Source organism: Granulicatella balaenopterae (genome assembly GCF_900111135.1).
Lineage (GTDB): Bacteria > Bacillota > Bacilli > Lactobacillales > Aerococcaceae > Granulicatella > Granulicatella balaenopterae.
In genome coordinates, this window is record NZ_FOGF01000001.1 from 20,313 (window position 1) to 35,607 (window position 15,295).

Sequence of the window (15,295 nt, forward strand, 5' to 3'; positions counted from 1 at the left end):
GTAAATGCAACAAATAGAAAATAAAAATAAAGAAAAAGTTATCTTAGTGGCCGTACAAAAGGAAGAGTTAGATGAGGCTTTTGAATATAGTATTGAAGAGATGAAGCGCCTAGTAGAGACAGCTCAAGGTGAAGTTGTGGCAGTCATTACCCAAAAACGTGAAGCCTATAGTGGTCGTACGATGGTTGGTAAAGGGAAAGTGGAAGAGATTGCTATGATGGTGGATGATTTAGCAGCCGACATCGTAGTATTTTACCAATCCTTAACTGGTTCAATGGCTAAAAATCTGCAAGAACAGATTAATGCCCGTATTATTGACCGTACGCAATTAATTTTAGATATTTTTGCGATGCGTGCTCGTTCTAAAGAAGGTAAATTACAAGTGCAATTAGCGCAAATGAATTATTTATTGCCTCGTCTAAGTGGTCAAGGTTCATCGCTTTCTCGTTTAGGTGGTGGGATTGGTACACGTGGCCCTGGTGAGACACAATTAGAAGTCGATCGTCGTGTGATTCGCAAGCAAATTCGTGATATTGAGCGTCAATTAGAAGAGACTAAAAAACATCGTGAGCGTTCTCGTATGAAGCGTAAAAATAGCCGCTCATTCCAAATGGGTTTGATTGGCTATACGAATGCTGGTAAATCAACTATCCTAAATGCTTTAACCGATGCTGGGACTTACGAAGAAAATCAATTATTCGCAACCTTAGATCCATTAACAAGAAAAATCGATTACCCCGGTCAATACGAAATTACATTGACTGATACAGTAGGATTTATTCAAGATTTACCAACAACCTTAATTCATGCATTTGAATCAACTTTAGAAGAAAGTAAAAATGTTGATTTACTAATTCATGTGGTGGATGCCTCAGCGGAGAACTTTTTAACGCATGAGAAGACGGTGTTAGCTTTATTGGATGAATTAGAGATGAAGGAGATTCCGATTGTAACGATTTACAATAAAATGGATCAAGCCTTACCACGTTTCCAAGCAAGCGCATATCCTAATTTACAAATTAGTGCTAAAAATCCTGCCGATATCGAACGCTTAAAAGAATTTTTATTAACTGAGATGAAGCAATGTATGACGCCTTATCATTATGCATTGGAGCCATACGAGCAAGCAGAAATGATTCGACTACAACAACAAACGATTGTCGAGTCGCTTGTTTATGATGAAGAAACGAATAAGTATTTGGTGAAAGGTTTTGAAAAAAACTAAGCTAGCTGATAATAACGTATTCATCTGATTTGGGTTTGGTTTTACTTGACTTTCATCTATAAAAAAAGTATCATTTAGAGTAGAGTAAAAAGCGAAGAAGATGAAGGTCTATCAGGGAAGTTTATAGCGAGTTTGGGACGGTGAAAGCCAGATAACAAGAATGATACGATTGGCGCATTGGAGCTTTCATAGTCAATAATGAAGCTTAGAGCAATCTAAGGAAATTAGGGTGGAACCGCGAATCTAATCGCCCCTATGTGTATAGACTAGTAATTAGTCGGTATACATAGGGGTGTTTTTTATGTTTATATAGAAAGGTGGCGAGAGTATGCAATTTAAGACAACAATTCCAGTTAGCGAATTTAAAGAATATCAGTTAAAAGTATTATCTTTAGTTCCAATCGAAGTGACAGTTTATAATCATGATGGTCAAGTAGTAGAACAGTTCCAAACAGAATCTACCAATAACTATTACACCTTTCAAACGGCAAAAGAAGACATAAAAGAAGTCATTTGTGATGTTATTCCAGGTATGGTTTATGAATTTCATCCGGTTGTTCAAGCAATCTAAAAAATTAAAAGACATTTATTAAAAGGAGTTTATCATGGCAAAAGCATTAACTGTTCAAGAAATTATTTTAACTTTACAACAATATTGGTCAAACCAAGGTTGTTTATTATTACAAGCATATGATACTGAAAAAGGAGCCGGTACAATGAGCCCGTATACTTTCTTACGTGCAATTGGACCAGAACCATGGAATGCGGCATACGTTGAACCTTCACGTCGTCCTGCAGATGGTCGTTATGGTGAAAATCCAAACCGTTTATTCCAACACCACCAATTCCAAGTGGTTATGAAGCCATCACCTGAAAATATTCAAGAATTATATTTAGGTAGCTTAGTTGCTTTAGGAATTGATCCCTTAGAACACGATATTCGTTTCGTTGAAGATAACTGGGAAAACCCATCATTAGGCTGTGCTGGTTTAGGTTGGGAAGTATGGTTAGATGGGATGGAAGTGACACAATTCACTTATTTCCAACAAGTGGGTGGCTTAGAATGTAATCCTGTTACAAGTGAATTAACATATGGTTTAGAACGTTTAGCTTCATATATTCAAGAAGTAGATAGTGTTTATGATTTACAATGGACTGATTCTGTGAAATATGGTGAAATCTTCACACAACCAGAATATGAACATTCAAAATACGCTTTTGAAGAAAGTAATGCCGAAATGTTAATCGGATTATTCGATCAATATGAAGAAGAAGCAACTCGTTTAATCGAACAACAATTAGTTCACCCTGCATATGATTATGTATTAAAATGCTCACACAGCTTTAACTTAATGGATGCTCGCGGAATTGTTTCTGCAACAGACCGCGCAGGATACCTAGGACGAATCCGTAAAATGGCACGTGCTATCGCAAAATCATTTGTAGCAGAACGTGAAGCATTAGGATTCCCATTATTGAAAAAAGATAGCGAATAGGAGACAAGACACATGACTGAATCATTATTATTAGAAATCGGATTAGAAGAATTACCAGCAAAATACGTACGCTCAAGTGCAAAACAATTAGGAGAACGTGTAGCTAAATTTTTAGACGATGCAAAGTTAGGACATGGTGAAGTAGAAGTTTTCGCAACTCCTCGTCGTTTGGCAGTACGTGTACAAGATATTCAAGATAAACAAGAAGATAAAGTAGAAGTATTCAAAGGCCCATCTCTTGCAATTGCTAAAAAAGATGGCGAATGGACAAAAGCTGCAGAAGGATTTGTTCGTGGTAAAGGTTTAACTGTTGATGATATTTACGTAGAAGAAGTGTCAGGCGTAGAGTATATTCACGTTAAAAAAGAATTTATCGGACAAGAAGCAAAAGCAGTCTTAGCCAACTTAGCAAGTGTTATCACTGATATGAAATTCCCAGTAACAATGCGTTGGAGCAACCACTCATTTGAATATTTACGTCCAATTCACTGGATTATCGCTTTATTTGGTGGTGAAGTTTTATCAGATGTGAAAGTATTGAATGTAGTAGCTGACCGCAAAACAAAAGGTCACCGTTTCTTAGGACAAGAAGTTGACATTACTTCACCAGAAACTTATGAAGCAGAGTTAAAAGAACAATTTGTTATCGTTAACCAAGACGAACGTAAGGCAATGGTCCGCGAACAAATCGAAGCAATGGCAGCTAAAAACAACTGGGTCATTCCAATTGATGAAGACTTATTAGAAGAAGTTAGCTCAATCTTAGAATATCCAACAGTATTTGTTGGGGACTTCGATGAAAAATATTTAGAAGTGCCAACTCCAGTATTAGTAACTTCAATGAAAGAGCACCAACGTTATTTCGTAGTGTTCAATCAAGAAGGCGAATTATTACCACACTTCATTTCAGCTCGTAATGGTGATAGCCACGCCATTGAAAATGTTATTAAAGGGAACCAAAAAGTATTAACAGCTCGTTTAGAAGATGGCTTATTCTTCTATCAAGAAGACCAAAAAGTTCCGATGGCAGATTCAATCCAAAAATTACAAACATTAAACTTCCATGCTAAAATCGGTTCGATGACTGAAAAAATGGATCGTGTGAAAGCTTTAGTAGAGCAATTAGCCGATACATTAGCATTAGGCGAAGACGTGAAAAGAACTGCTATGCGTGCTGCTGAGGTATACAAATTTGACTTAGTAACAAACATGGTCGGTGAATTCCCAGAATTACAAGGTATCATGGGTGAAATCTATGCCCTAGAACAAGGTGAAACAAAAGAAGTAGCCGCAGCCATTCGTGAACACTATATGCCAACTTCAGCAGATGGTGAATTACCACAAACAACTGCTGGTGCATTATTAGCTGTAGCGGATAAAATCGATAGCTTCTTAAGTTTCATGTCAGTCGGTTTAGTGCCAACTGGTTCAAATGACCCATATGCATTACGTCGTCAAGTGATGGGTGTGGTTCAAATTATGGATAATAATAATTGGAATATTTCATTATCAGAATTATTCAATGAATTATTAGTAGCTAACTATAGCGCATTTATGACTAAACCAGAAGCAGAAGTTATGACATCAGTTGATACTTTCTTACGTGACCGTATTAGTCAAAAATTACAATCAGTAACAAAACGTCATGACGTAATCGAAGCAGTATTAGGAAGTGGCAATCGTGTAGTAGCACAATTAATGGCCCTAGCAACTGTCTTAGATGAAAAACATGACAACAAAGACTTTAAAGCAACTGTTGAAGGCTTGAATCGTGTTGTGAATATCAGCATGAAAGACGCTACAAGAGAAGATTTAACAGCTAGCTTAACTGCAACAATTGACGAATCATTATTCCAAACAGATAGTGAAAAAGCACTTTTTGCAGCAATCAACAACTTAAATATCACAGACAATAACAAAACATTAACAGAAAAATATCAAGAATTAGAAGCAATGGTACCATCAATTACTAATTTCTTTAACGAGAATATGGTTATGGTTGATGATAAAGCCATTAAATCAAACAGAATTACAATGTTAAGACGCTTAGCAGTCTTCATTACATCAATTGCAGATTTCAATCTATTAGTTGTAAAATAATTCCGTTACATTCGTGTATATTTAAATGTTCAAGTTTAAAAAAAGCATGTATGAAAATAAAAAAGACATTTGGAGGTACATAAGAATATGGCAGTATTTTTTGATCAAGCAAAGATAATTGTAAAAGCAGGTAATGGTGGTAACGGGATGGTAGCATTCCGTCGTGAAAAGTACGTTCCAGATGGTGGACCAGCTGGTGGTGATGGTGGTAAAGGCGGTAGTGTCATTTTTAAAGTCGATGAAGGCCTTAGAACTTTACTAGATTTCCGTTTTAACCGTCATTTTAGAGCCAAGAATGGTGAAAATGGAATGAGTAAAAGTATGTACGGACGTGGAGCAGAAGATTTATATGTGAAAGTTCCAGCCGGTACCATTATTCGTAATGCCCAAACAAAAGAATTTATCGCTGACTTAGTTGAACCAGGACAAGAATTTGTGGTGGCTAAGGGTGGACGTGGTGGACGAGGTAATATTCGTTTTGCTACACACAAAAATCCAGCTCCAGACGTTGCAGAAAATGGCGAACCTGGGGAAGAGTTTGAATTAGAATTAGAATTAAAAGTATTAGCTGATGTTGGCTTAGTAGGGTTCCCATCTGTAGGTAAATCTACAATCCTTTCAGTTATTTCAAGTGCTAAACCAAAAATTGGAGATTATCACTTTACAACATTAACTCCTCAATTAGGAATGACACAAGCTCCAAATGGTGAACAATTTGTTGTAGCTGATTTACCAGGGATTATCCAAGGTGCGCATGAGGGGGTTGGTTTAGGAATTCACTTCTTAAAACACATTGAACGTACAAAAGTTATTTTACACGTTATTGATATGGCAGCGATGGAAGGTCGTGATCCATATGAAGATTTCCAAACAATTCAAAATGAATTAGGCTCATATCACTTACGTTTATTAGAACGTCCAATGATTATCGTCGCTAATAAAATGGATCAACCTCAAGCAGAAGAAAACTTAGAGAAATTCAAAAAAGATTTACAAGCTAATTTAAAAGATGGCGAAGAAATGCCAGAGATTTTCCCGATTTCTGCTTATCGTAAAGATGGTTTACAAGCCTTATTAGCTAGAACGGCTGATTTATTAGAAGTAACTGAATTCTTCCCATTAGAAGAAGAGGAAGTTCCAGAGACTCATGTAACTTATGGCGTAGAGGAAGAAGAAAAACCATTTACAGTATCAAGAGCTTCTGATGGCACTTGGGACTTAGGTGGCGAAAAACTTGAAAAACTATTTGTAATGACTAACTTTGAACATGATGAATCAATTATGCGTTTTGCTCGTCAATTACGAGGTATGGGAATTGATGAAGAATTGCGTAGTCGTGGTGCTAAGAGTGGCGATATCGTCCGCATCAAGCGCTTTGAATTCGAGTTCGTTGACTAAGGTGAGTTAACAATGGATAGAATAGATATGGAAAAACGTAAATATGTTCCAGGATTAGATGGTCTAAGAGGCTTGGCAATCTTGTTCATTATCTTATATCAATTAATTCCTTATGAAGTTCCAGGGGGATTTTTGGGGATTAATGTCTTATTGATTCTTTCTGGCTATCTAATCACTAATAGTATGATGCAAAGTTTGATGAATAAAGCGAGAGTTCCGTTAAAAAGTTTTTTAACGGAACGTTTGCTTAGAATCATTAAGCCTTTATTTTGGATGTGTACTATTGTTACTAGTTATATTACTCTGTTTCAAAGAGAGTTATTAGCTAATTTACGAGCGTCATTAGCATCATCATTATTATTTGTTAATAATTGGTGGCAAATTTTTGCGGGACAATCTTATTTTGAAGGGGTCTTTAGTCAATCGCCATTTACTCATTTATGGTATTTATCGATGAGTTTACAATTGTATATTGTTTGGCCCATTTTATTTGTTTTAGTGAGTACCATCTTTACTAAATTATCAGATATAAAAAAAGCAGTCGCTAGTTTAATGATGATTTCTTTTGTGTGGATGATGATTTGTTATGGAAGTGGTGGGGATCCATCACGAGTATTTTATGGTACGGATACTAGATTTTATACCTTTTTAATTGGTGCAATGACAGCTTTAATCTGGCCAATTGATCATTTTGATAGTCCGATTCCCCAAAAAGATAAGAAACGGTTTCTTTATGGTAGTGTATGCAGTATGGTGATTGTTTGGTGTGGTGTCCATTATATGAATAGTCTATCGGTTTGGACCTATCGTGGAGGAATGCTAGTGTTTGATTTGGCGATTGCTGTATTGATTATGACTGGTTTGCATACGTCAGCTCTAACATCTCTTTTCTTCCGCTTTAAAGTATTCACTTGGTTAGGGAAGCGTAGTTATTCGTATTATCTATGGTATTTTCCGGTGATTGTTTTATATCAAGCAACATTTCATGATATGAGTGCGATGCCGTGGATGCATGTTTTCATTCAAGTGGTGATGATTGCGGTCATTAGTGAGGGTTGGTATCAATTATTTGAAAAGCGCAATCGTTTGGTTGCTAAAGATCAAGATAGCGGTCGTGGTTTTACTAATTGGCAACAACATCTAACAAAAGCAATAAAAAAACCAAAAGAACATCATTTCTATCTAGCGAAGACAGCACTAGCTAGTATAATATTGATTTTGGCGGTAGTGGGATTTTTCCAATCAACTACTGAAGTGGCTCAAGCCGTAGATGAAGTGAAAAATCGCATTGAACAAAATCAACTAGCCGCTAATGAGACATTGAATACCAACCGCACAGTCTTTAAAACTATTAATAATATTGAAGGCTTAACTCGTGAAGAGACTGTCTTTAATAATACGACTAAGACGACGATGTTTGGGGATTCAGTATTATTATCAATTTTTAAGGATATAGAAAAGGTCTATCCTAATGGTGTAGTGGATGCTAGAATTGAGCGTCAATTATATCAATCAATGCCTGAAATCAAACAATTAACTGATAAAAAATTAATGAATAGTACAGTTATCGTCTCACTTGGTACCAATGGCGCTTTTACTTTTTCACAAGCAGAAGAGTTCATTAAAAAAGTAGGAATGGATAAGCAAATTTTCTTTATTACTACAACCGTTCCAAAAATTTGGCAACAACAAGTCAATCACACTATTTATCGTTTAGCAGATAAGTATTCGAATGTATATGTGATTGATTGGTATACCTATAGTAAAGATCATCCGGAATGGTTCTTTGATAATCAAGTATTACCAAATGATGTCGGTAGTAATGAAATGTCCATTTTAATTGCAAAAGAAGTTTATAAGACATTGAAAAAAGATTAGAAAGTAGGAACATATGGAAATTCAATTTTTAGGTACTGGAGCAGGTGTTCCCAGTAAAATGAGAAATGTTTCATCAATTGCTTTAAAATTATTAGACGAATTAAATGAAGTGTGGATGTTTGATTGTGGTGAAGCAACACAACAACAAATTTTGGAAACAACCATTCGTCCACGTAAAGTTAAAAAGATTTTTATTAGTCATTTACATGGTGATCATATTTTTGGTTTGCCAGGATTTTTAAGTAGTCGCTCATTCCAAGGCGGTGAAGATGAAGTTATGGTATTTGGACCAAAAGGAATCAAGTTATTTATTGAAACATCTCTAAAAGTTTCGCAATCAAAGCTATCATACCCAATTAAGTATGTTGAGATTGAAGAAACGGGATTAATTTTTGAAAATAAAAAATTTAAAGTATATACGGAAAAGTTAGACCATGGCATTACGTCATATGGTTATCGTGTTGTTGAAAAGGATTTACCTGGTGAATTACAAGCAGACAAATTACGTGAATTAGGTGTGCCAAATGGTCCCTTATTTGGTAAATTAAAGCGTGGTGAAACAATTCAACTGGAGAATGGTTTAGAGATTAATGGAAAAGATTATATTTCAAATCCTGTTAAGGGTCGTATAGTGGCTATTTTTGGTGATACACGTGCGACACCTTCAGAGAAAATATTGGCGCAAGATGCAGATGTGATTGTCCATGAATCGACTTTTGAAGCGGGTGAAGGGCGTATGGCTCGTCGTTATTTCCATTCGACAACTCATGATGCAGCAAGACTTGCCAAATCATGTCATGCCAAACAATTATACCTAACACATATTTCTTCACGTTACGTTGGTAATAGCCTAAAAATGTTAGAAGCAGAAGCACGAGAAATTTTCCCGAATTCAAAAGTTGTGAAAGATTTTGATAATTTTGTAATTCCACTTAAGTAATTAAGGAGAGAAAATTATGAGAAAACAATTAAGTAATAAAACAGCAGTCATTACTGGTGCAAGTGGTGGGTTAGGCGAGCAATTCGCCTACCAACTTGCCCAAAAAAATATGAACGTCATCTTAATTGCTCGTAATCTTGAAAAATTAACACGAATAAAAGAAAAATGTAAAGCAATGACTAATGGAAAAGTTATTGTTTTTTCTTGTGATTTGACGGATTCTTGCGAACGTAAAAAAGTCATCGATGAGTTAGTGAAGATGGGTGATATTGATGTGTTAATTAATAATGCAGGGTTTGGGTTATTTAAAGAAGCTGTTGATTTTTCAGAAGAAGAGATTAGAGTGATGTTTGAATTGAATGTGGCGGCTTTGATGGATTTAACTATTAATTTAGTACCTCAAATGAAAGAACGGGGTGGTGGTACAATTGTTCAAATTGCTTCACAAGCCGGTAAAATGGCTACCAATAAATCATCTATCTATTCTGCTACTAAATTTGCTGTACTTGGATTTACGAATGCTTTGCGTTTAGAATTGAAAAAGGATAAGATTAATGTGATAAGTGTGAATCCTGGACCAATTGAGACGAACTTTTTTAATGTGGCAGATGCTAGTGGAAAGTATTTGGAATCAGTGGGTGCAATTGTATTATCGCCAGAAAAAGTTGCTAAAAAAGTGATACGTGCCATTGAGACTGGTAAGCGTGAAGTGAATCTTCCAAAAATAATGAATGTTGGTAGTAAGGTCTATACATTATGCCCACATTTTGGTGATTGGGTAACATTACATTTATTCAATAAAAAATAAACTAGGAGGTAATAATGAAAAATCAGTTAAAGTTAGTCATTGTCTTAATGATCGTCGTTATTATTTCATTATTTGCGATTATTAATAATGCGAATGTGCCGATTAATTTTATTTTTACAACGGTCGAATTGCCGTTAATTATTATTTTAGTCTTAGCATTACTAATTGGTGGCTTATTGTCTTATTTGTTGTCATTAACGAATATGATTCAAAAAAATAAGGAAATCTCAAAATTAAAAAAAGCCGTTAATGATGCCCAAAAAGATTATCAAATTGCCATTGAAGAAATCGCCAAACTAGAAGATACATTAGATAAATTAGAACAAGAACAAGCTACTAATGTAAACAATGAACAACAAATACCAAATCAAAGTATGGAATAGAAAAGAGGAAAAAAGATGACGATTGCTCAATTGAATTGGCAACTACAACAAACAGATTATTCTGATGTAGTAGTTGAATTGGCTAAGGAGTTGGATTATCCTGCTTTATTAATAGAATTGTGCCTTGAACGTGGCTTAAAAACAAAGGAAGAGATTGAAGAATTTCTAAATCCTAGTCCGATGTTATTTCACGATCCATATTTGTTATATGATATGGAAAAAGCAGTGACAAGAATTTTTGAAGCAATTGAAAAAGCACAACCAATCTTAATTTATGGCGATTACGATGCAGATGGAATTACGAGTACAACGATTATGTATGAGGCTTTAGAGACAATGGGGGCGGTGGTAGATTATTATTTACCGGACCGTTTTGTTGATGGATATGGCCCGAATGTACCTGTCTTTAAGCATTATATCGAAAAAGGGATTGAATTAATTATTACGGTTGACTGTGGAATTGCCGCTCATGAACCTGTTGAATTTGCGATGGCGCAAGGTGTGGATGTGATTGTTACCGATCACCACGAAATACCAGAAGTTCTACCGAAGTCTTATGCTAATATTCATCCAAGACACCCTGAAGGTAAGTATCCATTTGGCGATTTATGTGGGGCTGGTGTGGCTTTTAAAGTTGCAACAGCTTTATTAGGGGAAGCGCCAATTGAAGCCCTAGATGCCTGTGCAATTGGTACTGTTGCTGATTTAGTCGAGTTGCGTGATGAAAACCGTACAATTGTTAAGCAAGGCCTAAAAGTCTTACAAGATACTAGTCGTGTTGGTTTAATGCAATTACTACAAAAATTAGATATAAAAAAACAAGAGATAGATGAAATGACGATTGGCTTTATGCTGGCACCACGCTTGAATGCTTTGGGACGATTATCCGATGCAACACCTGGAGTTCGATTATTAACAACTTTTGATAGTGATGAAGCGGATGAAGTCATTGAGCTAATGATGTCAGAAAATGAAAAACGTCAACATATCGTAAAAGAAATTTCGGCTCAAGCGCTAGAACAAGTAACCAACTTAGGAAATCCCTTAGTGAATGTGTTAGCTTTAGAGGGGTGGCATGAAGGTGTTTTAGGAATTGTTGCTAGTAAGATTGTAGAACATACGAAGCGTCCAACAATTATTTTAGCAATTCAACCAGATAAAGGTATCGCAAAAGGTTCAGGGCGTTCGATAGAAGCATTTAATCTATATAATGCTCTAAGTGCGTGTGGTGATTATCTAGATAAATTTGGCGGACATCATATGGCAGCTGGTATGAGTATTGACTTAGCTCAGTTAGAAGATTTTAAAATAGCTATAAACGAATATGCTGAGCAATTTAGGACAAAGATTGAAGCACCAAAAATAATAAGAGTTCAAGGAAAAGTCCCATTAAAAGACGTTACAATCCAGATGATTGACCAAATGTCTCTACTAAAACCATTTGGAACAGGCAACGAAGAACCAATATTTGAGATTGATAAATTAACTATTTCTGATATCAAGCAAGTTGGTGCTGATAAAAGTCATCTAAAATTAAGTCTTTCTCATGAAGAGACAACGATTCATACCATTTCATTTGGTAAGGGGGATTGGGCTGAGCGCTTAACGATTGATTTGCCTGTGAATGTGATTGGTAAGTTGGCGATTAATGAGTGGCAGGGCAATAAGTCACCACAATTGCAATTAATCGATATCGATACAACAAGTAGAGCTTGCTTCGATAAACGAGCTTCAAAATTACGTGAAGATCATCTAATGATTCAGAATGCTTTATATCTAGTCAATTCAGCTAAGTTAAGAGATTATTTAGCAATAAAAATTAGTTCCACTTCAGAAATCATGACTTGGGAAGAAATAAAAGAAGATACATTTACAACAACAAATAAACAAGCAATGGTTATTCTTGAATGTCCTATTAACCGAACTCGTGTAGAAGAAGTATTACAATATGAGAATCAATTGGATATTCATGTGATTGCAATTGCTAGAGATAATGTGATGTTATTAGGCATGCCGACAAGAGAACAGATTAAACAAGTCTACCTGTTTTTATATCAAAATCCTAATATTAAGCCCAAAGAACAAATGGCGGAAGTCGCAGAATTTCTAAAAATACCAATAAATCAATTAAAATTTATTTTAAGAGTGTTTTTTGTGGCAAAATTTGTTACAATAGAGAACGGCTGTTTAATAGTTAACCAAAATTCTAAAACACTAGACTTAGATACCTTGGAAATTATGACGCAGCGTAAGGAACAAATGTGGTTAGAAAAAGTATTTATCTACAGTAATTTCGCTGATTTAACGAAATGGCTGATGAATAAGTAGTGGGGGAATAGAAATGGATTTAAAAAATTATATTGCAAATGTACCAAACTTTCCAAAAGAAGGAATCGTATTTAGAGATATTTCACCTTTAATGGCTGATGGTGAAGCTTATCAATACGCAACACAAAAAATCGTTGACTACGCTAAAGAAGTCGGTGCTGAAATGATCGTAGGACCTGAAGCACGTGGATTTATCGTTGGATGTCCAGTAGCATACAAATTAGGAATTGGTTTTACACCAGCTCGTAAAAAAGGTAAATTACCTCGTGAAACAGTCGCAGTTCAATATGGTTTAGAATATGGTACTGATGAATTACACTTACATAAAGATGCTATCAAACCAGGTCAAAAAGTATTAATCTGTGATGACTTATTAGCCACAGGTGGAACAATGGTTGCATGTGCAAAATTAGTTGAAAAATTAGGCGGAGAAGTTGTCGGTATGGCCTTCTTAGTTGAATTATTAGACTTAAAAGGACGCGAAAAGATTAAAGAGTATGATATCTTAACATTAATGGAATATCATGAAGACGAATTATAAGATTTGTTTAGGGCAAGCTAGAGGTAACTTTAGCTTGTTTTTTTTATGGAAAAGACTTTTTTGAAATGCAATTCACGATGAAGCATGTTATAATTTTGAAAAATATCACATCATGAATAATAAAGAAAAGGGGAGTAATTATGTCAGAGAAATTTACTGATGAAGCTTTAAAAGAACTTGCTGCTCAATTACGCTGTCCGAATGGTGAAAAAGGGCGTGCCATGGCCACTCGCATGTATCAGACGAATACCGATATGTTGCGCCAGTCATTACCATTTTTAGAGTTAAAAGCCGAACACCGCATCTTAGAAATCGGTCATGCCAGTTGTAAGCATTTGGATGTCTTCTTTGATGTAGAACCAGATATCAGCTATTTTGGCTTAGAAAAGTCTAAAGATATGTATCAAGAAGCCCAAAAGAATCAAGCGGCATATATAGCATCAGGTAAAGTACAATTTTTCTTAAGTGAATCAGAAAGCTTGCCATTTGCAGGGGAGATGTTTGAGCGGGTCATTACGGTTAATACATTATACTTTTTGGCTGATCCGCTTCAGTTTTTCAAGGAGATTTATCAGGTGTTAACAGTAGATGGTCTATTTGTCTTAACTTTTCAAGCGAAGGATTTTATTGAGACTTTGCCATTTATTCAGTATGGCTTTTCGCTTTATGACGTAATAGAGGTGCGTCAACTATTGGAAGAGGCTAATTTTAAGATTATTGCGGAAGAACATTTTTCGGAAGAGACAATTAGTAAGGTCGGCGAATTAGTTGAAAGAAAATATATCGTCATAAAAGCACAAAAAGCTAGTGCCAAATAAGTAAAGACATCCTCATTTAGTTTAGTACTAGCTGAGGATGTCTTTTTTGGTCTTTATTTGCGTAAGTCTTTTAAAATTTGTGTTGCAAGTGCTTGGTTAAAGCCTTTTTCTTTTAATAGGGCACTCGTTAGTTGGCTGATTTCTTCGCCAGTTGCGCCGACTGCAATGGCTAAACTTTTGGCTTGTAATTGCATATGCCCCTTTTGGATACCATCTGTTACCAGTGCTTTTACAGCTGCTAAGTTTTGTCCTAAACCAACACAGGCAATAATTTGCGCTAATTGGCTAGCAGATGGCTTGTCTAATAATGAGTGAGCTAATTGTGCGCCGGGGTGAATCCCAATTGACCCGCCAACTGTACCGACTGCTAAAGGTAGGGTAATGGTTCCAACTAAATCACCGTTTTTAGCTTTAGTCCAATTAGTCATTGGTTGGTATTGTCCTGTATGGCTAGCATAAGCATGACAACCCGCTTCAATCGCACGCCAATCATTACCAGTTGCTATTACGATTGCATCAATCCCATTCATAATCCCTTTATTGTGAGTTGTTGCACGGTAAATGTCCATTTTGGCAAAGTTGGTCGCTTGAATGATATTATCACGAACTTCTTCACCAGTGATAGCTCCTTTAGCTAATAACTCACATGGAATCTGACATTTAGCGCTTGCTAAGCTTTGAACGGCAAAATTAGATAAGATAGCCATTAAGCGTTGGCCGCCAGTTAATTCTTCCAGTGGTACGACTAAAGCTTCAAGCATGGTATTTAACATATTGGCACCCATTGCCTCACAAGTATCGACAGTTAGGTAGACCACGATAAAGTTGTCTTCTTGGTTTTTAAGTTCTTTAACACTTAATTCAATCGCGCCTCCACCACGTTTGACGATGCTTGGATAGGCAAGGTTTGCAAGTTCAACTAGTTTGTTGGCTTCTTTTTTTATAGCTTGAATTGCTTGTTTTGGATTCGGGCAGTTTTGTAGTGCGACTTCACCGACCATATAGCGCTTTGGTTGGAAAGTTGTGAATCCACCAGCTTGTTTAATAAGTTTGGCGGCATTACTAGCTGCTGCGATGACTGAGGGTTCTTCTGTGACCATCGGAATAACGTATTCTTTATCATTAATTAAAAAGTTCGGTGCAATCCCAAATGGTAGGTTATAGAGTGTGATTTGGTTTTCGATCATATGTGAAGCGACTTCTTCTGTTAAGCCAACTTGTTGTGTGATTTGCTTGATTTCTTTTCTAGTAAGATAGTTTTGTTCTTCTAGGATTGTTAATTTTTCATTTTTTGATTTTTTATAATATTTTTCGAATGGATTTTTCATAAGTATTTTATCGCCTTTTCTCTGATTTTTTTGTCTTTTTGAGTATATCATA

Annotated in this window: 13 protein-coding genes; 12 read left to right on the top strand and 1 reads right to left on the bottom strand. The window is 35.8% G+C overall.

The window, feature by feature from the left end:
- The first annotated feature begins 4 nt into the window (after window positions 1-4).
- The 12 genes from hflX (at window position 5) to BMX09_RS00160 (ending at window position 13,915) form a co-directional block, all read left to right on the top strand.
- Window positions 5-1,225 carry a GTPase HflX gene (gene hflX, locus BMX09_RS00105; RefSeq protein WP_089745393.1) on the top strand — a complete coding sequence of 407 codons (1,221 nt, stop codon included), beginning with the start codon at window positions 5-7 and terminating at the stop codon, window positions 1,223-1,225.
- Window positions 1,226-1,553: 328 nt separating this feature from the next.
- On the top strand, window positions 1,554-1,796 hold the full coding sequence (locus BMX09_RS00110) for a hypothetical protein (protein WP_089745399.1): 243 nt from the start codon (window positions 1,554-1,556) through the stop codon (window positions 1,794-1,796).
- Window positions 1,797-1,830: 34 nt separating this feature from the next.
- Window positions 1,831-2,721, top strand: coding sequence for a glycine--tRNA ligase subunit alpha (gene glyQ / locus BMX09_RS00115; RefSeq protein ID WP_089745401.1), 891 nt, complete (start codon window positions 1,831-1,833; stop codon window positions 2,719-2,721).
- Between the two features lie 12 nt (window positions 2,722-2,733).
- Window positions 2,734-4,821 (top strand): glycine--tRNA ligase subunit beta, encoded by a 2,088-nt coding sequence (gene glyS, locus BMX09_RS00120; RefSeq protein ID WP_089745403.1) that lies wholly within the window; start codon window positions 2,734-2,736, stop codon window positions 4,819-4,821.
- A gap of 87 nt (window positions 4,822-4,908) precedes the next feature.
- Window positions 4,909-6,219 carry a GTPase ObgE gene (gene obgE / locus BMX09_RS00125; protein ID WP_089745405.1) on the top strand — a complete coding sequence of 437 codons (1,311 nt, stop codon included), beginning with the start codon at window positions 4,909-4,911 and terminating at the stop codon, window positions 6,217-6,219.
- 12 nt (window positions 6,220-6,231) lie between these two features.
- On the top strand, window positions 6,232-8,097 hold the full coding sequence (locus BMX09_RS00130; protein WP_089745407.1) for an acyltransferase family protein: 1,866 nt from the start codon (window positions 6,232-6,234) through the stop codon (window positions 8,095-8,097).
- Window positions 8,098-8,110: 13 nt separating this feature from the next.
- Entirely contained in the window at window positions 8,111-9,037 is a 927-nt protein-coding gene (gene rnz, locus BMX09_RS00135) for a ribonuclease Z (RefSeq protein ID WP_089745409.1), read from the top strand.
- A 16-nt stretch (window positions 9,038-9,053) separates the two neighbouring features.
- Window positions 9,054-9,845, top strand: a complete 792-nt coding sequence (locus BMX09_RS00140; RefSeq protein WP_089745411.1) for an SDR family NAD(P)-dependent oxidoreductase — start codon at window positions 9,054-9,056, stop codon at window positions 9,843-9,845.
- A 14-nt stretch (window positions 9,846-9,859) separates the two neighbouring features.
- On the top strand, window positions 9,860-10,228 hold the full coding sequence (locus BMX09_RS00145) for a lipopolysaccharide assembly protein LapA domain-containing protein (protein WP_089745413.1): 369 nt from the start codon (window positions 9,860-9,862) through the stop codon (window positions 10,226-10,228).
- Window positions 10,229-10,243: 15 nt separating this feature from the next.
- On the top strand, window positions 10,244-12,556 hold the full coding sequence (gene recJ / locus BMX09_RS00150; RefSeq protein WP_089745415.1) for a single-stranded-DNA-specific exonuclease RecJ: 2,313 nt from the start codon (window positions 10,244-10,246) through the stop codon (window positions 12,554-12,556).
- A 13-nt stretch (window positions 12,557-12,569) separates the two neighbouring features.
- Window positions 12,570-13,097 (top strand): adenine phosphoribosyltransferase, encoded by a 528-nt coding sequence (locus tag BMX09_RS00155; protein ID WP_089745416.1) that lies wholly within the window; start codon window positions 12,570-12,572, stop codon window positions 13,095-13,097.
- Window positions 13,098-13,237: 140 nt separating this feature from the next.
- Complete coding sequence (locus tag BMX09_RS00160) at window positions 13,238-13,915, top strand: class I SAM-dependent methyltransferase (RefSeq protein WP_089745418.1); 678 nt, start codon at window positions 13,238-13,240, stop codon at window positions 13,913-13,915.
- Between the two features lie 53 nt (window positions 13,916-13,968).
- On the opposite strand, the gene BMX09_RS00165 is transcribed toward BMX09_RS00160, so the two are convergent.
- Window positions 13,969-15,294 carry a hydroxymethylglutaryl-CoA reductase, degradative gene (locus tag BMX09_RS00165; protein ID WP_089745420.1) on the bottom strand — a complete coding sequence of 442 codons (1,326 nt, stop codon included), beginning with the start codon at window positions 15,292-15,294 and terminating at the stop codon, window positions 13,969-13,971.
- Window position 15,295 lies beyond the last annotated feature (1 nt).